The organism is Polaromonas sp. P4_F6 (assembly GCF_056401275.1).
Genome location: NZ_JBFUJQ010000013.1, coordinates 1 through 19,492, shown reverse-complemented (window position 1 = coordinate 19,492; position 19,492 = coordinate 1). Strand labels below are relative to the sequence as shown.

Here is a 19,492-nt window from a genome sequence, read left to right as displayed (position 1 = left end):
CGGCAGGGGCGTTGGGGATTGGTTCAAAATAGCCGCCAATGGATAAATTGCGCATCGACAAATGGCTGTGGGCGGCCCGCTTTTACAAAACCCGCGCGCTCGCGGTCGAGGAGATCGACAAGGGCCGGGTCAAGGTCAACGGCGCCGAGGCCAAGCCCGCGCGCGAGGTCAAAGCCGGCGACACCGTGTCGCTGCGCCAGGGCCAGGTCAGCCGCACCGTGGTGGTACGCGGCATCAGCAGCCAGCGCGGCTCGGCCCCGGTGGCCCAGCAGCTTTATGAGGAAACCGAAGAAAGCCTGCGCCTGAAGGCCGAGGCCGCCGAGCAGCGCCGCCTGAACAGCGACCCGGCCGGCGCCCAGGAACACGGCCGACCCACCAAGCGCGACCGCCGCACGCTGGACAAGGCCTGGAATAACCGCTGGAGCGCCTCCGCGGACTAAGAGCCGCTCAAGCCGCGTAGGCCCGCTGCGCCAAAGCCTGCGCCAGCAGCGCCGCCGGGTCCACCAGGTCCAGCGTTTCCATGCCGGGCACCGCGCTGAGGGCCAGCGGTATCTCGGTGCAGCCCAGTATCAACGTGGAAAGCCCATGGCGCGCGGCCAGCGCTTCGGCCACGCCGGTGAAGCATTCGCGCGCCAGGTCCATGTTGCCCATTTTGACGCCCTCATAAATGCCGCGCATCAGGCGTTCGCGTTCGCCGGCCGTGGGTGTGTGGCACTGCAGGCCGGCCTGGCGCAGCGCCTGGTCGTACAGGCCGGCGCGGTATGTGCCTTCGGTGGCCAGCAGGCCCACTTCGCGCACGCCGCGCGCGGCCAACGTCTGCGCCACCTCGCGCGCCACGTGCAGCACTTCGAGCTGCGGAAAACGCTCCTGCAGCTGGCCGTGCCAGGCGTGGGCGGTGTTGCAGGCCACCGCGACCGTGGTGGCGCCCAGCGCCGCCAGCTTGCCCATGGCCTGCAGCATGGGGTCCAGCGGCTGGTGCCCACCCGGGCCGGGCGACTCCAGCGCCGTGCTGCGGTCGGGCACCGGCACCTGGGCCAGCCAGTGCTCGGGAAAGCCCTGGTCCGACACCGGGATGTCCAGCGCGCGCATGTGGTCCGCGCAAGCCTGGACAAACAGGCGCGCGAAATCCGCGCCTGCGGCAGGCCCCATGCCGCCCAGGATGCCGACCACGCGGGGTCTGTTCATGTCATTGCCTTTCAGTCGTGGTGCGCCCGGAAAGCAGAAATCCAGGCGAAGGCCGGCCGCCTGTGCCTCGTGGCACCTGGCCGTTTCGTGTTGTTGGGGGGGGAAGAACTGCCGTCCTCACCGAGGCCGGCAGCGGAATGGCGTGAAGCCATCAGCGGGGAGCGGCGCGCCGGCGCTCCCCGGTGGGCTTACAGTGCCGGCTTGTCGCTCAGCGCCTTGAGGTTGGCCTTGAGCTCCTCGCTCATGGGCAGGTTCAGGTTCACGCCCTTGGGCGGGATTGGCGAGGTGAACCACTTGGCGTACATCTTGGTGAACTCGCCGGACTTGATCAGGCGGGTGATGGTGCCGTCGACCAGCTTCTTGAACTCAGGGTCGTCCTTGCGCAGCATGCATGCATAGGGCTCGACCTGCAGCGAGTCGCCGACGACTTCCAGCGAGGCCGGGTTCTTGGAGTTGGCCATCAGGCCGAACAGCAGGATGTCGTCCATGGCGAAGGCCAGGGCGCGGTCGCTTTCGACGAGCAGCAGCGAGTCGTCATGGTCCTTGCCCAGGATCAACTGCATGTCCAGCTTCTTGTCGGCGCTGTACTTGCGGATCACCTGCGCATTCGTGGTGCCGGTGGTGCTGGCCACCGTCTTTTTGGCCAGGTCGGCGTAGTTCTTGATGCCGGACGATTTTTTGACCAGCAGGCGGGTGCCGGTGTAGAAATGGTTGATGGCAAAGGCCACGTCCTTGCCGCGCGCGGAGTTGTTGGTGGTCGAGCCGCACTCGAGGTCGTAAGTGCCGTTGACCAGCAGCGGGATACGGTTCTGCGAGGTCACGGGCATGTAGGCGACTTCGAGGTTGGGCTTCTTGAGCTTCTTGCGCACGTCGTCAACGATGGCTTCGGTCAGTTCCGCGGAAAAACCCACAGAGGTCTTGGAGCCGATCAGGTAGCTAAAAGGCACCGATGCCTCGCGATAGGACACCGTGATCTTGTTGCTGTCGGCGACCTTTTTCAGCGTCGGCACGGTTTGCGCGCCCGCGTTGGCGGCCAGGCCGGCTGTCAGCAGCGCGGCGCTCATGAGGGTAGTGAATTTCATGCGTGTCCTTTCGGGGGCAATGGGTTGGTAGTTTCGGTAACCGGGTGAAACTGGCATCGCTAGTGTAGGAACTGCGGCGCCCGGCGTGTCATTCATTTTCGCGTCAAACCCATGACAAAAACTCATGGTTTACCCAAGCGCACCGCCATGGGGCTCGAGGCATAACCGCAGGTCATGGCCCCTGGCGAATTCAGCATTGTTCAAACCCGCGCGCCTTGCGTACAGTCGCGCTCATTCGAGAAACAACAAGGGTTTTTATGCATGTGTGCGTGCTCGGTGCGGGAATCGTGGGCCTCGCGACCGCCTACAGCTTGCGCCGCGCCGGCCATGAAGTCACGGTGGTGGACCGCGCCAGCCCCGGCAGCGGCGCCAGTGGCGGCAACGGCGCCCAGCTGAGCTACTCCTACGTCCAGCCGCTGGCCGACCCGGCCATCTGGCGGCAGCTGCCCAAGCTGCTGCTGTCGCCCTCCTCGCCGCTCAAGCTGCGCCCGCGCCTGGACACGCGGCAGTGGCTGTGGGGCCTGCGCTTCCTGGCAGCCTGCAACAGCAAGACCTCTCGCGACACCACGGGCCAGCTGCTGTCGCTGGCGGCGCTGAGCCGCCAGTCCTTCGACGCCATGATGGCCGAGGAAAAACTCGACAACGATTTCTCCGCCACCGGCAAGCTGGTGCTGTATTCGGACGAGGCCGCTTTCTCGGCCGCGCGGCGCCAGATGCTGCTGCAGCGCGAACTGGGCAGCAGCCAGGAAGCCGTCAACGCCGACCGCTGCGTGGAGATAGAACCCGCGCTCAAAAGCCGCCATGCGCAGATCGCCGGCGCCATCTACACGCCCGGCGAATGCGCGGCCGACTGCCAGAAAACCTGCGACGCGCTGGAGGTGGTGCTGCGCCGGCTGGGCGTGCGCTTTCTGCTGGGCACGCCCATCGAGCAGCTGGTGCAGCGCGGCAAGTCCATCGCGGCGGTGGCCACGCCGCAAGGCCACATCGAGGCCGAGCGTTTTGTCATGGCGCTGGGCGCGGACTCGGCCTTGATGGCGCAAGGCCTGGGCCTGCACCTGCCGGTCTATCCGCTCAAGGGCTACAGCATCACGGTGGACGTCGCCCCCGGAGACCATGCGGCGCCTTCCGTCAGCGTGACCGACAGCGCGCGCAAAGTGGTGTTCGCCCGCATAGGCTCGCGCCTGCGCGTGGCCGGCATGGCCGAACTCTCGGGCTACGACACGGCCGTGGACCCGGCGCAAATCGCCTCGCTGCAAGCTTCGACCGAGACGGTGTTCCCGGGCTGCAGCCGCTTTGAGAACCTGCACTCCTGGGCCGGCATGCGCCCGGCCACACCCACCGGCCTGCCGGTGATAGGCCGCCACGCCAAAGGGCCGGACAACCTGTTCTTCAACACCGGCCACGGCGCGCTGGGCTTTACCCTGGCCTTCGGTTCGGCGCAGCGTATCAGCCGCATGATCGCACGCTGACCGGCGCTCTCAGGCCCGATGCGTCAAGGCCTGCTGGAAGCAGCGCACAAACGCCCTGACCACCACCGAGCCGGGCTTGCCGGCCGGGAACAAGGCCTTGATGGGCACGGGGATCAGCGGCTCCAGCTCCAGCACGTCCACACGCGCCGGGTCGGCCGAGGCCGCGGTGCAGGTGTCTATCACGGCGATGCCCAGCCCGTGATGGGCCAGCGCCAGCGCCGAGTGGTAGGTCTGCACCGTGATGGGGAACTCCAGGCCCACGCCGGCTTCGCGGCAGGCCTGGTTGAGGCTGCGGCCCACCGGGTCCAGCGCGTCCAGCCCGACCACCGGCGACTTGCTCAGGTCGGCCAGCGTGACACTGCCGCGCTTGACCAGGCGCGAAGCCAGCATGCCCTTGGGCGCCACGCACACCATGCGGCCGTCGGCCAGGTGCTCCTGCGCGAGCGCCGAATGCGCGACCGGGCTGAAGAGGAAGCCGACGTCGGCCTCCTGCAAGGCCAAAGCCGAAACGATTTGCGGCGAATGCAGGGCCTGCAAGGTGATGGCCACGTCGGCATGCTTGACGCGAAACAGCTTGAGGGCATGCGGCAGGATTTCATAACTGAGCGCCAGCACTGTGAGGATGCGCAGCTCCCCCGCGCTGCCGCCGGTCTTGAGGTTGGCGGCCAGGCGCTGCACTTCGTCGAGCTGGGCGAACAGGCGCTCGATGTGCGGGTACAGCGTCAGCGCTTCGGAGGTCGGCGTCAGCCGGCCTTTGCTGCGCTGGAACAGCGCGAAGCCCAGCTGCAGCTCCGCGTGCTGCAGGATGCGGCTCACGGCCGGCTGCGTGACATTGATCAGGCGAGCGGCCCCGCTCACGCTGCCGGTCAGCATGACGGCGTTGAAGACTTCGATGTGGCGCAGGCGCATGATGGGGGTCCGTAATCTGTTTCGGCGTGGAACACCGCGAATTATGGCGAACAGGCCCCAAGGCGCGAAGGTCGCTCGGCCCAGGGGATTTTTTCACGCTTTGTTTCATAATCGTCCGTCCACGTTTTTCCCAAGTCGGAAATACGCGTTCGCTCAGTAAACTTCGGCATATTCCACCGGACCCGAATCCCCGTTACCCCAAGCTGCATGCGCCTCAGAATCTACCTGGTTGAAGACAGCCCCGTCATCCGCGACAGCCTCGCGGAATCACTGGAGGAACTGGCTCGCGCGCGCATCGTGGGCTGGGCCAGCAAGGAAAGCGAAGCGGTCCAGTGGCTGAACGAAAACAAGGCCTCCTGGGACCTCGCCATCGTCGACCTGTTTTTGCTCGAGGGCAGCGGCCTGGGCGTGGTGATGAATTGCCGCGAGAGGGATTTGCGGCAAAAGGTCATAGTCCTGACCAACTACGCCACGCCGGCCGTGCGCGAACGCTGCCTGGCCATAGGGGCCGATGCGGTGTTCGACAAGTCCAACGAGATCGACGAGTTCACCCGCTACGCGCTCGAGGAAGTCGAGCGGGCCGCGGGCTCCACGCAGTGGTGAAGCAGTCAGTGCGTTCGCGAATCACGCAGCGGCCGCCGCGGCCAGCAACCAGTCCCTGAAGATGCGCATGCCGGCCGTCGCCCGCCGCGATTTGAGCCGGGTCAGCCAGTAGCCGCCGGTTTCGATTTCCACCGCGAACGGCCGCACCAGGCGCCCGCCCTGCAGTTCGCGCGCGAACATGTTCACCGGCAGCAGCGCCACACCGGCGCCCTGTGCGGCCGCCTCGGCCATGGTCAGCGAAGAATCAAACACCACGCCCCTGACCAGCGGGCAGGCAACCCCCGCTGCCGCAAACCAGCGCGCCCATTCATCGGCCCTGTAAGAGCGCAGCAGCAGCTCCCTGGCCAGGTCGGCCGGCTCACGCAGGCCCCGGGCCAGCGCGGGCGAACACATGGCCGACAGCGGCGATACCAGCAGGGGCTCGGCCTCGGTGCCGTGCCAGGCGCCGTCGCCAAAGCGGATCGCATAGTCCAGGCCCTCGCCGGCCAGATCGACGCGGTTGTTGTTCGTGAAGAGGCGGAAGTCGATGAAGGGATGGGCACGCTGGAAATCCCGCAGGCGCGGAATCAGCCAGCCGACGGCGAAGGTGCCGACGGCGCCCACCGTCAGCACTTCGCGGAATTGCCCGTCCTTGAACTGTTCCAGCACCGAGCCCATGCGGCCGAAAGATTCCGCCAGCACCGGCAACAAGGCCAGGCCCTCGTCGGTCAAGGCCAGTCCGCGCGGCAGGCGGCGGAACAGCGGCACACCCATGCGCTCCTCCAGGTTCTTCACATGCTGGCTGATGGCCGTTTGCGTGACGTTGAGTTCGTCAGCCGCCCGCGTAAAGCTCAGGTGCCGGGCCGAGACCTCAAAGGCGCGCAGGGCATTGAGAGGAAGATGCATAGCGGTTAAGCCCTAGATTTACTTATGGATAACCTTGATTATTGCCGTTTGTTGGATCGCCAGGCCCTTGTTATCGTCACGGCATTGTTCAACAACTTCAGAGGAAAAAGTATGCAGAGACGGCAGTTTTCAGGTGCACTAAGCGGGCTGATGGTCGCGGGCGGACTGTTCAGTTACACCCAGAAATCATTGGGTGCCGGCGGCAGGCCGGACCCGATATCCATCACCCAGCGCCTGGCGGCCATAGAGAAGGCCAGCGGCGGCCGGCTGGGCGTTTCTATCCTCGACACCGGCAGCGGCGCCAAGCACGGCTACCGCGCCGGCGAACGCTTTCCGATGTGCAGTACCTTCAAACTGCTGGCGGCCGCTCTGGTGCTGCACCGCGTCGATACCGGCCAGGAGCAGCTGGACCGAAGAATCCCCATCGCGGCCGGCGACATCCTGCCCCACTCGCCCACCACACAGCAGCACATAGGCCCGCAAGGCCTGCCGATGGCCGCGCTGTGCGAAGCGTCCATCATCGTCAGCGATAACGCCGCCGCCAACCTGATGCTGGCCAGCTTCAGCGGCCCGGCCGGGCTCACGGCCTACCTGCGCAGCCTGGGCGACAAGATGACACGGCTGGACCGCACGGAGCCCGAACTCAATGAATCGGCGCCCGGCGACGTTCGCGACACCACGACGCCGGACGCCATGCTGGCCACGGTGCACAAACTCACGCTGGGCTCGGCGCTTTCCGATGCATCGCGCCAGTTGCTCGTCCAATGGCTGCAAGCCAACACCACCGGCGACCGCCGCCTGCGCGCCCTGCTGCCGCCAGGCTGGCGTGTCGGCGACAAGACAGGAAGCGGGGCCCGCGGTTCCACCAACGACGTGGGCCTGATCTGGCCGCCTGATGGGCGCGCGCCTTTGCTGGTGGCGGCCTACCTTACCGGCACACAGCGGCCGGCTACGGAGCGCGATGCCGCGCTGGCACAGGTGGGGCAGCTTGCGACGGCTTTGGTGCAGTGATGAGTTTTTGACGGACGCAAAAAAGCCGCCCGAAGGCGGCTTTTTATACTGGCGGAAACGGAGGGATTCGAAGCCTCGATGCGCTACTTACCGCCGATCAAGGCAAATAGGACATCTGAAAACCGGCAACTGCCGGTTTTTTTACGCCGAGTGCTCTCATCTCTTTTCTTGCTTCCTTAACGACAACAACGCCGCAACTCGATGAATCCATAGGCCGCTTCTTCACCGTGGAAGTGGGGCCGTAAATGATCGAAGTGGTTGTGAAAATTTCGAAAATACCTATATCTCACCGGTTATTACAGATTAACCGGTGTAATTTTGCTTATTTCTTAAATTTTTGCTAATATTCCACCCATTAATAGTCAAAAAACGGGTGTCAAAGATGGATTTTATAACTGCCCACGAACTTACCGGCGTCGAGCGGGATCGCCTGCTAACGCTAGAGGAGGACACCTTCAATGACTTGAAGGGCAAGGAGGTATCCACGAAAAAGCTGTCTGCCGCTGTCTCTGCCTTCGCCAACACCGCCGGTGGCGACTTGTATATCGGAATCGCCGAATCGGAGTTCATGGGGATCAAGATGCGCCAGTGGAGCGGATTTACCGACCAGGAGGCGGCTAACGGTCACATCCAGTCTTTGGAGGCTCTGTTCCCCCTGGGAGGCGAGTATTCCTACCAATTTCTGCGTGCTCCGGGTTCGGACGGCGTGGTCCTTCATGTGCAGGTACAACGTACCGCCCAAATAGCTAAGGCGCATGGAAACAAGGTGTACGTACGTCGCGGCGCGCAGAACCTAGAAATCAAAGGCAAGGCGCTTGAACAGTTGAGGCTAGCCAAAGGGATAGAGAGCTACGAAAAGCAAACCGTCAACGTGAACCTCTCCACCGTGACAGAGTCTGAAACTTTGAAGGAATTTGTGAAGCAGGTAGTGCCTAACCTCGCACCAAAGACATTTCTTCAGAAACAAAACCTGATTCGCGGGAACAAGCCAACCGTCGCTGCCCTTCTGCTATTTGCAGAAGAGCCGCAAGCCGCACTGCCAAAGCGGTCGGGGATCAAGCTCTACCGATACAAGACCACCGGAGCGCCGAGCAGAGACACGCTAGCCGGGAATCCTGTATCTATCGAAGGCCCAATGATTCACATGATCAAGAGTGCGGTCGAGGAAACCGCGAAAATGATTGAGGGTATTCAGAAGTTAGGAGCGACGGGGCTTGAGCCTGTGAACTACCCTGTTGAGACTCTTCACGAAATCGTGACCAATGCCGTGCTGCACCGCGACTACAGCATCGCATCCGATGTTCACATCCGAGTCTTTGACAACCGCGTCGAGGTTGAGAGTCCGGGCATCTTGCCGGGTCAGGTCACGGTAAAGAACATCCTCGATGAGCAATTTGCCAGAAACGGCATGCTGGTGCGGCTGATCAACAAATTTCCCAACCCTCCAAACAAAGACGTTGGTGAGGGCATGAACACCGCCTTCAAGGCCATGCAGAAACTGCGCCTAAAGCCACCGGTGATCACGGAGCCGGAAAATTCTGTGCTGGTGGACATCCGCCATGATCCGATGGCATCCCCGGAAGAATCTGTGATGGACTACTTAGCGAATCACGCTGAAATCAAGAACGGAATTGCGCGAGAGTTGACTGGCATCACCTCTGAAAACTCTATGAAAGACGTGTTCTTGAGACTTGCGAAGCGGGGCCTCATCGAGCGAGTCCCGAACAAAAAGGGTGCTGCGGCGGCTTGGCAGAAGAAGACCCCGGCTCCAAACCTATTCTGAAACGTTAGCTCCGGCGATTCACCAGTGTTTTGCCGCATGGGTACCCGCACCCGCTACTCAGGGGGAATGAGCCTTGGGCGGAGGACTAAGCCCCGCCTTCGTCATGATTGTTCTCGCGTCGTGACTCAGGTTCCCGGTCACCACGCCAAGGTACAGAAAGTCCAACATCCCAAGCACAGTAGGTGGATTTTCCGGGACTGAAATAGCCATGCCACGCAACGCCATCACCAGCGCGAGCATATTCGCACTCAGCTCTGCAGCGTGCAACTCCAGCTGCAGCGAATTTGCCAAGGTCTTCCTGGCGTTCTCATATTCCACCGCATTCTTTTCCTTACAAGCCAGGTGGAGCGCATCAAAGCTCAACAGCACTTGACCAGCGAAGGCAATGGCCAAATTGTGCGCTTGCCTCTCCTTTTCAGTCTTGGCTTCGTATTGCAGCCATACCGCTAGGCCAATGGCAACAATAGAACCAAAAGCCTGCACCCATCCTGCCACGTCACTGGAACTCGCGGGCGGCTTCCACGCGAACGCCAAGCCAAACACTAAGGCCACGCCAACGCCCACGACGATCACGGTCTTTTTCATTTCTGCCTCTCCTCCTTTTGAGGATTGCAGTATGGCGCCTCATGCCCAATCTGCAAAAGAAGCTGCCGCCGGTTTCTTCACACCAATCTACCAGCCTCACCAATAGCCTTAATGCATGCTTCATGAGCAACCGCTGATAGCGGGCCCGCAAGAAGACCGCTAAGAGCGGCCACCGCACTAGGACCACCTGCACGTCCCAACCCTTCAATAACAGCCACACGAGCACTCTCCGACAGAGGCCCACCTAACAGACCGGCGAGTTTCAGCACAGCAACAGCATTAGCGTTAGCGTTGACAGACATAGCAATCCTCCTTGTAAGGTCCCGGCAGCTTACCTTAACCAACTATTTTCGGCACTACCGGGTATCGCGATGCACTTGGAAGCGCACTCACACTGCCATTGAGTGATAGCCGAAATTGATATGAAATTAATGGCTTTGCAAGACGCGGGTCATTACGAATCACAACCTCCAGATAGCGCCGAATCACTCTTCTGTTGAAATCCGTTTGAAAATGAGGCTTCTCCAACAAACTGATCAAGTCCTTACGCATAGCCGTCTTACCCCGAACTTTGTCTAATAAGTACTTCCTCCACTGCCACGCAAGGATATCCGCACACTGCAATAGAACAGCATCGCGCTTATCCCTAAATGCATGACTTCGGTGCTTATACAGCGCCCTCAGCTCGGGTGTTGAAAACTGATCTCTCAAGATTCGAGCTGCCTGCTTCTGGCTAGCATGCCCAGCTTCGAAAAAATAAGACACGCTGCCCTGAATATTATTTTTCTGCATCCAACCTCGCACATGATGGAGGCAGAAGCTGCAGCAAACGTCATATGGCGTCATCTTCCTTATGCCTGATGTCAAAGCACTAGGAAGGTCGGCTGCAAATCGCGTATCGAAATTCACAGCAAAACCGCATTCCATATGTTCCTTCAGCAGATCCATCAATAGGATGCCAATTTCGGAACATTGTTGGGGCGTCAGATGAGCAAAGCCTTTGCTGTTTCCGGCGCATTCGACCATATGAAAGTACCTGACGCCGAATCGCTCAAGAACCTCAGTCCACTTTTGCTCAAGCGCACGAGCTTTACTTGCCTCGAACACATACCCAGCAACGCAAATGATTTTTTCGGCTGGACTCTCGCTCTCATCAAAGTAGACCTCATACTCGCCCATCAAACTCCCCCGGTGGACCGAGATCTCTTTCGCTTACTTCAAGCTTGAATGGCCCGGTTTTTTACTCGATACAAAGCGCGCTTAACGACAGAATCAGACACACTATATCGCCGCGCTAACACGGCAATGGTGTGCCGGCCTGTTTGATTGAGCCGCACCGCCTCAGCCTCATCATCAGGTGACAGGGAGCGAGGACGGCCAGGAAGATTGACACGGTCACGCGCCGCACGCTGGCCCGCAATAGACCGCTCACGAATGATGCCCCGCTCAAGCTCAGCAACGGCGCCCAAAATCTGAATGGCGAATGAGCCCATAGCCGTGGTCGTATCGAGCGGCTCAGTGAGGCTTTTAACCAGCGCACCAGCGGCCTTTATGTCGGCCAGGATTGAGAGCAAGTCAGGCAGCGAACGCGCAACTCTGTCGAGCTTGTAAATCACAAAAACATCGCCAGGACGCAAAGCCGCGAGGCAACGACGCAACTGAGGTCGTGCTCCCACGGAGCTAGCCTTCTCTTCAAAAATCTGCGTGACGCCAGCACGCGCAAGCGCATCAAGCTGCAAGTCTGTTTCTTGGTCTTTCGTAGATACACGCGCATAGCTGAGATAGCAAGCGTAGACAGGCTACGAATGATCTTCGAGTACTTCAAAGACTCGTTAGATGCGACGGATAAATACGAGGCTCAAGCCAAAGCCACAATCCGGGCAATGCTTGACGCATTCCCACCGGAAACAGATGGGTTAACAGCGCCCAAAGAAAAACCCCTGCAAGCAAAAAGCCCACAGGGGTTATCTTGGCGGAAACGGACGTTTCCAAGCCACCTCAGATGCTATCGCTACCGGCAAATACCGGTTAGAACGCCCCCAGCTATTCTCGGCCTCGAATTGCTATCCAGAACATCAAACTGGCGAGTGCAAGCAGGAGCCCACGTACGCCCCAAGGGCCGAGCAGGTAGTGGGTGAATTGAAAGACCGGTTCAAGCAGATTGCCGCAACCAGACGCGCATAGAGTTGGCTTGATAAAGCTTAGCAGGGTAACGCCGAAGAGAAGCAGTCCGAGCACTGCAGCGACAAGTCTCGAATTCATTGGGTTGAGGCTTTCTTCATCAGTTGCCAGCTCAGGCTGCAGCGCCACAGACTCTTCCTTTTAGACGTCGTCAAGTGTTAACTGAAGGGCAACCATGGAACGAGCCTTTCGCGGCCCGACCAGTGCTATGGCCCACTCCAACGCAGCGCAACGCCACGCCTTCTCGCCAACGCCTTCCAACACACGCAGAAGCAGTTTGACGTCCTTGCAGTAGATATGCACGAATGCATCAAGTTCTGCCAACGCTCTTCTGCGCGGCAGGTCCTTGCGCCCCAAGCTCTCGTTCAGGCGCTCACTTTTGTACAACAGATAGTCTTCCGGATGGGGCAAAAATTTCTTGGCGAGTTGATAGTCCCCGGCTTCGATGATGCTCGGAAGCGCCAGGTCCGCGCATTTTTTCGCTTGATCAGGATTCTTCTTCATCAAGGAAAGGAAGAGCCTGTAGGTCTCCGGGCTGCGCCCCAATTCGTGGTCGATCGCCACCACATCGTGAAAAAGAGTACGGGTATTGCCGCCAGCCTTTAGCAATGCAGCAGCAGTTTCGTCCCTGACCGCCTTCATGGCAGCAGCGGCGGGTGGATAGACGTCGGAGAGCTCTTTCCAATACCCCAGCGCAAAAGAAAGTCTGACGCCGTAGTACGACCGGTCGCGTTTCAAGGCGTTCCTGTGGAACCATAAATAGTCCGCCAGCGCCTGTTCGTGCCGCCCTTCAGATGCGTTCGTACGCCCTCTTTGCAGAATATCCCCTGGGTCCATGTGCAGCCTAATGTTTGTCAGGAGCTGCGACTGGCGGGCGCAACCCGTTGGAAGTCAGCTCGATGAAATGGTGAGGCCCCATCATGCCTTGTTCTCGCTCTGCCTATTTTTTGCTCACGGCTCTATCCACGGTAGAACGGACGGCACGGCCAGACGACACGCGCAGAGGTTGCGAGGCCGGGGAAATTAAGCTGCCGGCGAACTTTGCCCCCAAGCCTTTGCCTGGAGTCAGGCGCGGCGGCTGATGGCGCAGGGCATAAAAAAACCGACTCCTCCTTGCGGAGAGAGTCGGCAGTTTTGGCGGAAACGGAGGGATTCGAACCCTCGATGAGGCTCTACACCCCATACTCCCTTAGCAGGGGAGCACCTTCGGCCACTCGGTCACGTTTCCAATAAATCGATTATCTCACGACTTTCCGGCCGTTTTCAGGTGGACGGCTGGTCCAGGTCAAAAGCCTTGTGCAGGGCGCGCACGGCGAGCTCCATGTACTTCTCGTCGATGACCACGGAGGTCTTGATTTCGCTGGTGGAGATCATCTGGATGTTGATGCCCTCCTCGCTCAGCACGCGGAACATCTTGCTGGCGATGCCCACATGGCTGCGCATGCCGATGCCGACGATGCTGACCTTGCAGATCTTGGCGTCGCCGGTGACTTCCTGGGCGCCCAGCTTGGGGACAACCTGGGTCTTGAGCAGGTCGACGGCCTTGGAGTAGTCGTTGCGGTGGACGGTGAAGCTGAAGTCGGTCTTGCCGTCCTTGCTGACGTTCTGGATGATGACGTCGACCTCGATGTTGGCGTCGGCCACGGCGCCCAGGATCTGGTAGGCGATGCCGGGGGTGTCGGGCACGCCGAGCACGGAGATTTTGGCTTCATCGCGGTTGAAAGCGATGCCCGATACGATGGCTTGTTCCATGTTTTCGTCTTCCTCAAAGCTGATCAAAGTGCCTGACTTGGCTTCTTCGTTGATGTCGATGTCCCATTCGGTGAAGCTGGACAGCACGCGCAGCGGCACCTTGTACTTGCCGGCGAATTCCACCGAGCGGATTTGCAGCACCTTGGAGCCCATGGAGGCCATCTCCAGCATCTCTTCGAAGCTCACGGTGTGCAGGCGGCGCGCCTCGGGCACCACGCGCGGGTCGGTGGTGTAGACGCCGTCGACGTCGGTATAGATCAGGCATTCATGCGCCTTGAGCGCCGCGGCGATGGCGACCGCCGAGGTGTCGGAGCCGCCGCGGCCCAGCGTGGTGACGTTGCCGCCCTCGTCCACGCCCTGGAAGCCGGTGATGATGACGACCTTGCCGGCGTCGAGGTCGGCGCGCACGCGCTCGTCGTCGATGGACTCGATGCGGGCCTTGGTGTAGGCGTTGTTGGTCTTGATGGTGACCTGCCAGCCGGCGTAGCTCACGGCCTGCATGCCTTCGGCCTGCAGCGCAATGGCCAGCAGGGCGCTGGAGGCCTGTTCGCCGGTGGCGGCCAGGGCGTCGAGTTCGCGGCTGTAGGCTTCGCCGGCTTTGGCGGGCGCCAGTTCCTTGGCCAGGCCCAGCAGGCGGTTGGTTTCGCCGCTCATGGCGCTGGGGACGACGACCATCTGGTGGCCGGCCCGCGCCCACTTGGCCACGCGTTTGGCCACGTTGCGGATGCGCTCGGTCGAGCCCATCGACGTGCCGCCATATTTATGAACGATCAATGCCATTGCAGGATGTCAATCAGAAGTTGTTGCGAATTTTTTGCGGGCTGTTACCGGCAAAAAGCGCTGTTTGAGAGGCTTTTAGCGGTGCTGCGGCGCCAGCAAAGCCTTCAATTATACCTAGGACTACTACCTGGTTAAGCCGGCTTATCCGCCGCGGCTTCGTAGCGCAGGGCCGCGCCGGCCCGGGTGACATGGCCGGTCGCGACCTTGAGGTGGATGCGGTGGCCGCGGGTGGTGCAGGCGGCGATCTGCGACAGCAGCTGCTCGAGCTGCGCGGCGCTGGGTGTGGCGCCATGCGACTCCAGCAGCCAGTGGCGCAGCACATTGGCCTGGCGCGGCGCGGACAGCGCCTGCAGGGCCGCAATGGCGGGTGGCGTGCCGACACGGGCCAGGTCTTCACGGGCCACCTCGGCCAGCAGGGCCTGCGCCTGGGCCGCGTGCTGGGCGCTGCGCGCGAAGGTTTCTCGAAACTGCGGAAAGGATTCGGCCAGGGCCGGCAGCAGGCGGGCGCGTATGCGGTTGCGGGTGTAGCGCTCGTCGCTGTTGGTCGGGTCGTCGACAAAGGGGATGTGCTGCTCCAGCAGCCAGGCGCGCAGGGCCGCGGCGGGGACTTGCAGCAGCGGCCGCAGGAACAGCACGCCGCCGCGCTCAAAACGCGCGGCCATGGAGGCCAGGCCCGGCAGGCCCGCGCCGCGGCTCAGCGCCAGCAGCAGGGTCTCGACCTGGTCGTCGGCATGCTGGCCCAGCAGCACCGCGCCCAGGCCTTTTTCGGTAGCGGCCTGCGCCAGCGCGGCATAGCGCGCCAGCCGCGCCGCATCCTCGGGGCTCTGGCCCGCCGCGTTGCCGGCCTGCACACGCAGCACCTGAAGCGGCACCTTCAGGCGCGCGCAGGTGTCGTCACAAACCCGCGCGAAGTCGTCGGCGGCGGCCTGCAAGCCGTGATGGATGTGCAGCGCCGTCACCTGCCCCGGCCAGCGCTGCGCGGCGGCCAGCAGCAGCGCCGTGGAGTCGGCGCCGCCGCTGTAGGCCACGCCCACAGGTAAAACGGGATCAAGGGATTCCAGCGCCGCCAGCGCCGGCAGCGCCGGGTTGGGGCCGCTCACGCCGTGCCCGGCGCGCGGGCAGCCGGCAGTTTATTTAGCGTCGGCCTTGGTGTCGGTAAAGCGGCCATAACTTTGCAGGCGTTCATAGCGGCGGTCCAGCAACTCCTTGACCTTCAGGTCGCTGACCTGGCGGAAGGCGTCGTTGAGGGCGCGCTTGAGGAAGGCCGCCATCTGCTTGTGGTCGCGGTGGGCGCCGCCCACGGGCTCGTTGACGATCTTGTCGATCACGCCCAGGGCCTTGAGCCGGTGCGCGGTGATGCCCAGGGCTTCGGCCGCTTCCTGGGCCTTGTCGGAGGTTTTCCAGAGGATGGAGGCGCAGCCTTCGGGGCTGATGACGGAATAAATCGAGTACTGCAGCATCACCACCTGGTCGGCCACCGAAATCGCCAGCGCGCCGCCGGAGCCGCCCTCGCCGATGATGGTGGTGATGATGGGCACTTCAAGCTGCGCCATCTCGAAGATGTTGCGGCCTATGGCCTCGGACTGGCCGCGCTCCTCGGCGTCTATGCCGGGATAGGCGCCGGGCGTGTCGACGAAGGTGAACACCGGCAGCTTGAACTTCTCGGCGGTCTTCATCAGGCGCAGCGCCTTGCGGTAGCCCTCGGGCTTGCTCATGCCGAAGTTGCGCAGGCCGCGCTCCTTGGTGTCGCGGCCCTTCTGGTGGCCCAGCACCATGCAGGCCGTGCCGTTGAAGCGGGCCAGGCCGCCGACGATGGACAGGTCGTCGGCGAAGTGCCTGTCGCCGTGCAGCTCGACGAAATCGGTGAAGATTTCATTGATGTAGTCCAGCGTGTAGGGACGCTCGGCGTGGCGGGCGATCTTGGTGATCTGCCAGGGCGTCAGGTCGCTGTAGATGTCTTTGGTGAGTTGCTGGCTTTTTTTGGCCAGCTGGTCGATCTCTTCGGAGATATCGACGGCCGACTCGGTCTGGACGTAGCGCAGTTCTTCAATTTTTCCTTCGAGTTCCGCGATCGGCTGCTCGAAATCAAGGAAGGTTTTCTTCGCCATGTGTTGCTCCTCAGGGCTTCTTCAAACTTAGATCTTGCTCGGTGCCGCCAGGGGCACCCAGGACCGGCAAGGGATCCAGAGAGCGCCAAATATACCAAGTTGCGACGCTGCAGTACGGCGCCCAGGCGGCGGCCACCTCGCGCGCGTCGCTGCGGCTGACGGATTCGCCGGAAAAATAGTTCTGGCTGATGCCGCTGATCAGGCCGATGTCGTCCAGCGGCAGGACATTGGGGCGCATCAGGTAAAAGATCAAAAACATCTCGGCCGTCCAGCGGCCTATGCCGCGGATGGCAACCAGCTCGGCGATGATGGCCTCGTCGTCCATGGACTGCCAGTCCTTCACGTGCACCGTGCCGGCGTCGAAATTGATGGCCAAATCCACCAGGTATTCGACCTTGCGCGCGCTCAGGCCGGCGGCGCGCATGTCGTCGACCTTGAGCCTGAGCACATTGGCCGGCGTCATCTTTTTGGGCAGGGCCTCGAAGCGGTGCCACACCGTTTGCGCGGCCTTGACCGAGATCTGCTGGCCCACGATGCTGCGCGCCAGCGTGCTGAAGGCGTCGCCGCGGGCCTGCAGGTGGGCGTCGCCGAACTGCGGGATCAGGCGCTTCATCACGCGGTCCTTTTTGACCAGGTGCTTGCAGGCCTCGGCCCAGTAGGCGGGGGCCGCGGCGACCGGGCCCGGCACGTCGGCCAGTTCGGCGCTGGCCGGGCCGCTTTTGACGACCTGTTTCATGGCGCCTTGCGCAGGGTCTGCGGGTTCAGCGGCGGCCGGGGGCCGACCGGTCGGGCAAGGCTCACGACTGGACCTCCCAGGTCGTGCCCGCAGCGGAGTCCTTGAGCACAATGCCCTGGGCCAGCAAATCCTGGCGGATGCGGTCGGCCTCGGCGAAATTTTTCGCGGCCTTGGCGGCGGCGCGCTGGGCGATCAGGCCCTGGATGCTGGCCTCGTCCAGGCCGGCGCCGGCCTGCAGGTAGGCGCCGGGCTCGCCCTGCAGCAAGCCCAGGCAGCCGCCCAGGCTTTTGAGCAGGCCCGCCAGCGCGGGCGAGCGCGTCTTGTTGACTTCCCCAGCCAGATCGAACAGCACGGCCACCGCCTCGGGCGTGCCGAAGTCCTCGTCCATGGCCGCCTTGAAGCGGGCGGCGAAGGGCTGTGTCCAGTCGATGGCGACGGTGTCCGCTGCGACCCCATTCAGCGCGGTATACAGGCGCTTGAGGGCGTTGCGGGCATCGTCCAGGTGGGCGTCGCTGTAGTTCAGGGCGCTGCGGTAGTGCGTGCGCACCAGGAAGAAGCGGATGGTCTCGGCGTCGTAGCGGGTGAGCACGTCGCGGATGGTGAAAAAATTGCCCAGCGACTTGGACATTTTTTCGTTGTCCACCCGCACAAAACCGTTGTGCACCCAGAAGCGGGCCAGCGGCTTGCCGCTGGCGCCCTCGCTCTGGGCGATCTCGTTTTCATGGTGCGGAAACTGCAGGTCGGCGCCGCCGCCGTGCAGGTCGAAGGTCTCTCCCAGGGTCTGGCAGCTCATGGCCGAGCATTCGATGTGCCAGCCGGGGCGGCCCGGGCCGTAGTCGCTGTCCCACTTGGCGTCTTCGGGCTCGGTGGGCTTGGCGCTCTTCCAGAGCACGAAGTCCAGCGGGTCGTCCTTGCCGTCCAGTACCGCCACGCGCTCGCCGGCGCGCAGCTCGTCCAGGGACTTGCCCGAGAGCTTGCCGTAGCCGGGGAACTTGCGCACCGCGTAGTTCATGTCGCCGGTCGAGCCCTTATAGGCCAGGCCCTTGCCCTCGAGGGTGGCGATCAGGCCCAGCATCTGCGGCACGTACTCGGTGGCGCGCGGCTCCAGCGAGGGCGGCTCCATGCCCAGCGCGCCTATGTCCTGGTGCATGGCCTGGATCATCTCGTCGGTCAGCGCCCGGATGCTGATGCCGCGCTCAACCGCCCGCTTGATGATCTTGTCGTCGATGTCGGTGATGTTGCGCACATAGGTCACGCGCAGGCCGCTGGCCTTGAACCAGCGCTGGACCACGTCGAAAGCCATCATCATGCGCGCATGGCCGATGTGGCACAGGTCGTAAATCGTCATGCCGCACACATACATGCGAACATGGCCGGGCTCCAGGGGGGAAAATTCTTCCACGGCACGCGACAGCGTGTTGTAAATGCGAAGGCTCATGAAATTGGGGCGGCGGGAGACATCGGTCGAAAACCGACTATCAATTGGACAGGGGGAACAGAAAGGTTTATCTCACGGACACCAGGGGCGGACAAGGGCCGGTTGGCATACGCGCAAAAACCTGCGACAAAACGGAAAAGTACGGAATCCGGGCGGCCATGGACTATACCCCCTCAGCTACAATCGGCCAGTATATCCAGCCCGATGGACAACATTCAGCGGCCCCTCTGGCCACCTGAAAAGCCGGGCTGTTTATGGCAACTTTCGACCCACGGCCCTCAAACAGCCCCAGGGGACCCAAAACAATAGCGAGAAGTTCTTATGCCCACGCAAAACTTTTTTAAACGCAAACCCCTGTCAGCCGTCCTGCGCCTGCTGGTGGCTGCCGCCGCCCTGTCGATGTCCGCGGCCCATGCCGACGACTACGCCGATGTCAGCCGCCTGATGCGCGCCGGCCAGTTCGCCGAGGCGATGGCCAAGGTCGACCAATACCTCGCCAGCAAGCCGCGCGACCCGCAGATGCGTTTCTTCAAGGGCGTGATCCAGACCGAGACCGGCAAGGCCAACGAAGCCATCGCCACCTTCACCAAGATCACCGAAGACTACCCCGAGCTGCCCGAGCCCTACAACAACATGGCCGTGCTGTACGCCGGCCAGAGCCAGTTCGACAAGGCCCGCGCCGCGCTGGAAATGGCCATACGCACCAACCCCAGCTACGCCACCGCGCATGAAAACCTGGGCGACGTCTATGCCCGCCTGGCCAGCCAGGCCTACAGCAAGGCACTGCAGCTGGATGGCGGCAATGCGGCCGTTCCGCCCAAGCTGGCCCTGATCCGCAACCTGTTCTCGGCCGACGCCAAGGCCCAGCCGCAAGCCGCCGCCAAGCCCGCCGCCGGCGCCCAGGCTTCCGGCCAGGTCACGGCCGCCGCGCCGGCAGCAGCCCCGGCACCGGCCGCCAAGCCCACACCCGCGCCTGCGGCCGCTC

Annotated in this window: 20 protein-coding genes, 1 tRNA gene and 1 pseudogene; 6 read left to right on the top strand and 16 right to left on the bottom strand. The window is 62.3% G+C overall.

What is annotated here, in order from left to right:
• The first annotated feature begins 38 nt into the window (after positions 1-38).
• Entirely contained in the window at positions 39-440 is a 402-nt protein-coding gene (locus tag AC1DUN_RS22355; protein ID WP_477715910.1) for an RNA-binding S4 domain-containing protein, read from the top strand.
• 7 nt (positions 441-447) lie between these two features.
• On the opposite strand, the gene AC1DUN_RS22350 is transcribed toward AC1DUN_RS22355, so the two are convergent.
• Together AC1DUN_RS22350 and AC1DUN_RS22345 are read right to left on the bottom strand one after the other, a co-directional pair.
• Positions 448-1,185, bottom strand: a complete 738-nt coding sequence (locus AC1DUN_RS22350) for an aspartate/glutamate racemase family protein (RefSeq protein WP_477715909.1) — start codon at positions 1,183-1,185, stop codon at positions 448-450.
• A gap of 188 nt (positions 1,186-1,373) precedes the next feature.
• Positions 1,374-2,267 carry a transporter substrate-binding domain-containing protein gene (locus AC1DUN_RS22345; RefSeq protein ID WP_477715908.1) on the bottom strand — a complete coding sequence of 298 codons (894 nt, stop codon included), beginning with the start codon at positions 2,265-2,267 and terminating at the stop codon, positions 1,374-1,376.
• 257 nt (positions 2,268-2,524) lie between these two features.
• Here AC1DUN_RS22345 and AC1DUN_RS22340 point away from each other — a divergent pair, with 257 nt between their 5' ends.
• Positions 2,525-3,736, top strand: coding sequence for a D-amino acid dehydrogenase (locus AC1DUN_RS22340; RefSeq protein WP_477715907.1), 1,212 nt, complete (start codon positions 2,525-2,527; stop codon positions 3,734-3,736).
• Between the two features lie 9 nt (positions 3,737-3,745).
• Here the strand turns inward: AC1DUN_RS22340 and AC1DUN_RS22335 are convergent, their stop codons facing one another.
• The gene (locus tag AC1DUN_RS22335; protein ID WP_477664637.1) at positions 3,746-4,645 is read right to left on the bottom strand and encodes a LysR family transcriptional regulator; all 900 of its coding nucleotides are present in this window, start codon (positions 4,643-4,645) and stop codon (positions 3,746-3,748) included.
• 207 nt (positions 4,646-4,852) lie between these two features.
• Between AC1DUN_RS22335 and AC1DUN_RS22330 the strand changes: the two genes are divergently transcribed.
• Positions 4,853-5,248 carry a response regulator gene (locus tag AC1DUN_RS22330; protein ID WP_074575365.1) on the top strand — a complete coding sequence of 132 codons (396 nt, stop codon included), beginning with the start codon at positions 4,853-4,855 and terminating at the stop codon, positions 5,246-5,248.
• Between the two features lie 21 nt (positions 5,249-5,269).
• Here the strand turns inward: AC1DUN_RS22330 and AC1DUN_RS22325 are convergent, their stop codons facing one another.
• The gene (locus AC1DUN_RS22325) at positions 5,270-6,133 is read right to left on the bottom strand and encodes a LysR substrate-binding domain-containing protein (RefSeq protein WP_477715906.1); all 864 of its coding nucleotides are present in this window, start codon (positions 6,131-6,133) and stop codon (positions 5,270-5,272) included.
• Between the two features lie 111 nt (positions 6,134-6,244).
• On the opposite strand from AC1DUN_RS22325, the gene bla reads away from it, so the two are divergent.
• Together bla and AC1DUN_RS22315 are read left to right on the top strand one after the other, a co-directional pair.
• Positions 6,245-7,144: a class A beta-lactamase gene (gene bla / locus AC1DUN_RS22320; protein WP_477715905.1), complete on the top strand. Its 900-nt coding sequence runs from the start codon at positions 6,245-6,247 to the stop codon at positions 7,142-7,144.
• A gap of 382 nt (positions 7,145-7,526) precedes the next feature.
• Positions 7,527-8,927 carry an ATP-binding protein gene (locus AC1DUN_RS22315; RefSeq protein ID WP_477715904.1) on the top strand — a complete coding sequence of 467 codons (1,401 nt, stop codon included), beginning with the start codon at positions 7,527-7,529 and terminating at the stop codon, positions 8,925-8,927.
• 57 nt (positions 8,928-8,984) lie between these two features.
• Here AC1DUN_RS22315 and AC1DUN_RS22310 read toward each other — a convergent pair whose 3' ends face one another.
• From AC1DUN_RS22310 to cysS, 12 genes and pseudogenes are all read right to left on the bottom strand, one after another.
• Positions 8,985-9,512: a hypothetical protein gene (locus AC1DUN_RS22310; RefSeq protein ID WP_477715903.1), complete on the bottom strand. Its 528-nt coding sequence runs from the start codon at positions 9,510-9,512 to the stop codon at positions 8,985-8,987.
• A gap of 336 nt (positions 9,513-9,848) precedes the next feature.
• Positions 9,849-10,691 (bottom strand): DUF3800 domain-containing protein, encoded by an 843-nt coding sequence (locus AC1DUN_RS22305; protein WP_477715902.1) that lies wholly within the window; start codon positions 10,689-10,691, stop codon positions 9,849-9,851.
• 38 nt (positions 10,692-10,729) lie between these two features.
• A complete protein-coding gene (locus AC1DUN_RS22300; protein ID WP_477715955.1) occupies positions 10,730-10,933 on the bottom strand; it encodes a helix-turn-helix domain-containing protein in 204 nt (67 codons plus the stop codon).
• Positions 10,919-11,278, bottom strand: a pseudogene (locus AC1DUN_RS22295) (recombinase family protein); the annotation flags it as partial. The pseudogene AC1DUN_RS22295 and the gene AC1DUN_RS22300, both read right to left, overlap by 15 nt.
• Positions 11,279-11,555: 277 nt before the next feature.
• On the bottom strand, positions 11,556-11,822 hold the full coding sequence (locus AC1DUN_RS22290) for a hypothetical protein (RefSeq protein WP_477715901.1): 267 nt from the start codon (positions 11,820-11,822) through the stop codon (positions 11,556-11,558).
• A gap of 12 nt (positions 11,823-11,834) precedes the next feature.
• Positions 11,835-12,431, bottom strand: coding sequence for a hypothetical protein (locus tag AC1DUN_RS22285; protein WP_477715900.1), 597 nt, complete (start codon positions 12,429-12,431; stop codon positions 11,835-11,837).
• Positions 12,432-12,828: 397 nt separating this feature from the next.
• A tRNA-Ser gene (locus AC1DUN_RS22280) sits at positions 12,829-12,921 on the bottom strand.
• Positions 12,922-12,956: 35 nt separating this feature from the next.
• On the bottom strand, positions 12,957-14,225 hold the full coding sequence (locus AC1DUN_RS22275; RefSeq protein WP_007870438.1) for an aspartate kinase: 1,269 nt from the start codon (positions 14,223-14,225) through the stop codon (positions 12,957-12,959).
• A gap of 131 nt (positions 14,226-14,356) precedes the next feature.
• Positions 14,357-15,325, bottom strand: a complete 969-nt coding sequence (tilS, locus tag AC1DUN_RS22270; protein WP_477715899.1) for a tRNA lysidine(34) synthetase TilS — start codon at positions 15,323-15,325, stop codon at positions 14,357-14,359.
• Between the two features lie 30 nt (positions 15,326-15,355).
• On the bottom strand, positions 15,356-16,333 hold the full coding sequence (locus tag AC1DUN_RS22265) for an acetyl-CoA carboxylase carboxyltransferase subunit alpha (protein WP_007870434.1): 978 nt from the start codon (positions 16,331-16,333) through the stop codon (positions 15,356-15,358).
• A 10-nt stretch (positions 16,334-16,343) separates the two neighbouring features.
• Complete coding sequence (locus AC1DUN_RS22260; RefSeq protein ID WP_007870432.1) at positions 16,344-17,069, bottom strand: DNA-3-methyladenine glycosylase family protein; 726 nt, start codon at positions 17,067-17,069, stop codon at positions 16,344-16,346.
• A 61-nt stretch (positions 17,070-17,130) separates the two neighbouring features.
• Complete coding sequence (gene cysS / locus AC1DUN_RS22255) at positions 17,131-18,507, bottom strand: cysteine--tRNA ligase (protein ID WP_477715898.1); 1,377 nt, start codon at positions 18,505-18,507, stop codon at positions 17,131-17,133.
• 321 nt (positions 18,508-18,828) lie between these two features.
• On the opposite strand from cysS, the gene AC1DUN_RS22250 reads away from it, so the two are divergent.
• A partial coding sequence (locus AC1DUN_RS22250; RefSeq protein WP_477715897.1) for a tetratricopeptide repeat protein occupies positions 18,829-19,492 on the top strand: 664 nt, incomplete at its 3' end.

Bases quoted from the DNA above. Each gene is read 5' to 3' on its own strand.
- AC1DUN_RS22325 (WP_477715906.1), bottom strand. From the start codon at position 6,133: ATGCATCTTCCTCTCAATGCCCTGCGCGCCTTTGAGGTCTCGGCCCGG.
- AC1DUN_RS22350 (WP_477715909.1), bottom strand. From the start codon at position 1,185: ATGAACAGACCCCGCGTGGTCGGCATCCTGGGCGGCATGGGGCCTGCC.
- cysS (WP_477715898.1), bottom strand. From the start codon at position 18,507: ATGAGCCTTCGCATTTACAACACGCTGTCGCGTGCCGTGGAAGAATTT.
- AC1DUN_RS22275 (WP_007870438.1), bottom strand. From the start codon at position 14,225: ATGGCATTGATCGTTCATAAATATGGCGGCACGTCGATGGGCTCGACC.
- AC1DUN_RS22310 (WP_477715903.1), bottom strand. From the start codon at position 9,512: ATGAAAAAGACCGTGATCGTCGTGGGCGTTGGCGTGGCCTTAGTGTTT.
- AC1DUN_RS22265 (WP_007870434.1), bottom strand. From the start codon at position 16,333: ATGGCGAAGAAAACCTTCCTTGATTTCGAGCAGCCGATCGCGGAACTC.
- AC1DUN_RS22305 (WP_477715902.1), bottom strand. From the start codon at position 10,691: ATGGGCGAGTATGAGGTCTACTTTGATGAGAGCGAGAGTCCAGCCGAA.
- AC1DUN_RS22260 (WP_007870432.1), bottom strand. From the start codon at position 17,069: ATGAAACAGGTCGTCAAAAGCGGCCCGGCCAGCGCCGAACTGGCCGAC.
- AC1DUN_RS22355 (WP_477715910.1), top strand. From the start codon at position 39: ATGGATAAATTGCGCATCGACAAATGGCTGTGGGCGGCCCGCTTTTAC.
- AC1DUN_RS22330 (WP_074575365.1), top strand. From the start codon at position 4,853: ATGCGCCTCAGAATCTACCTGGTTGAAGACAGCCCCGTCATCCGCGAC.
- AC1DUN_RS22315 (WP_477715904.1), top strand. From the start codon at position 7,527: ATGGATTTTATAACTGCCCACGAACTTACCGGCGTCGAGCGGGATCGC.
- AC1DUN_RS22340 (WP_477715907.1), top strand. From the start codon at position 2,525: ATGCATGTGTGCGTGCTCGGTGCGGGAATCGTGGGCCTCGCGACCGCC.
- AC1DUN_RS22335 (WP_477664637.1), bottom strand. From the start codon at position 4,645: ATGCGCCTGCGCCACATCGAAGTCTTCAACGCCGTCATGCTGACCGGC.
- bla (WP_477715905.1), top strand. From the start codon at position 6,245: ATGCAGAGACGGCAGTTTTCAGGTGCACTAAGCGGGCTGATGGTCGCG.
- AC1DUN_RS22345 (WP_477715908.1), bottom strand. From the start codon at position 2,267: ATGAAATTCACTACCCTCATGAGCGCCGCGCTGCTGACAGCCGGCCTG.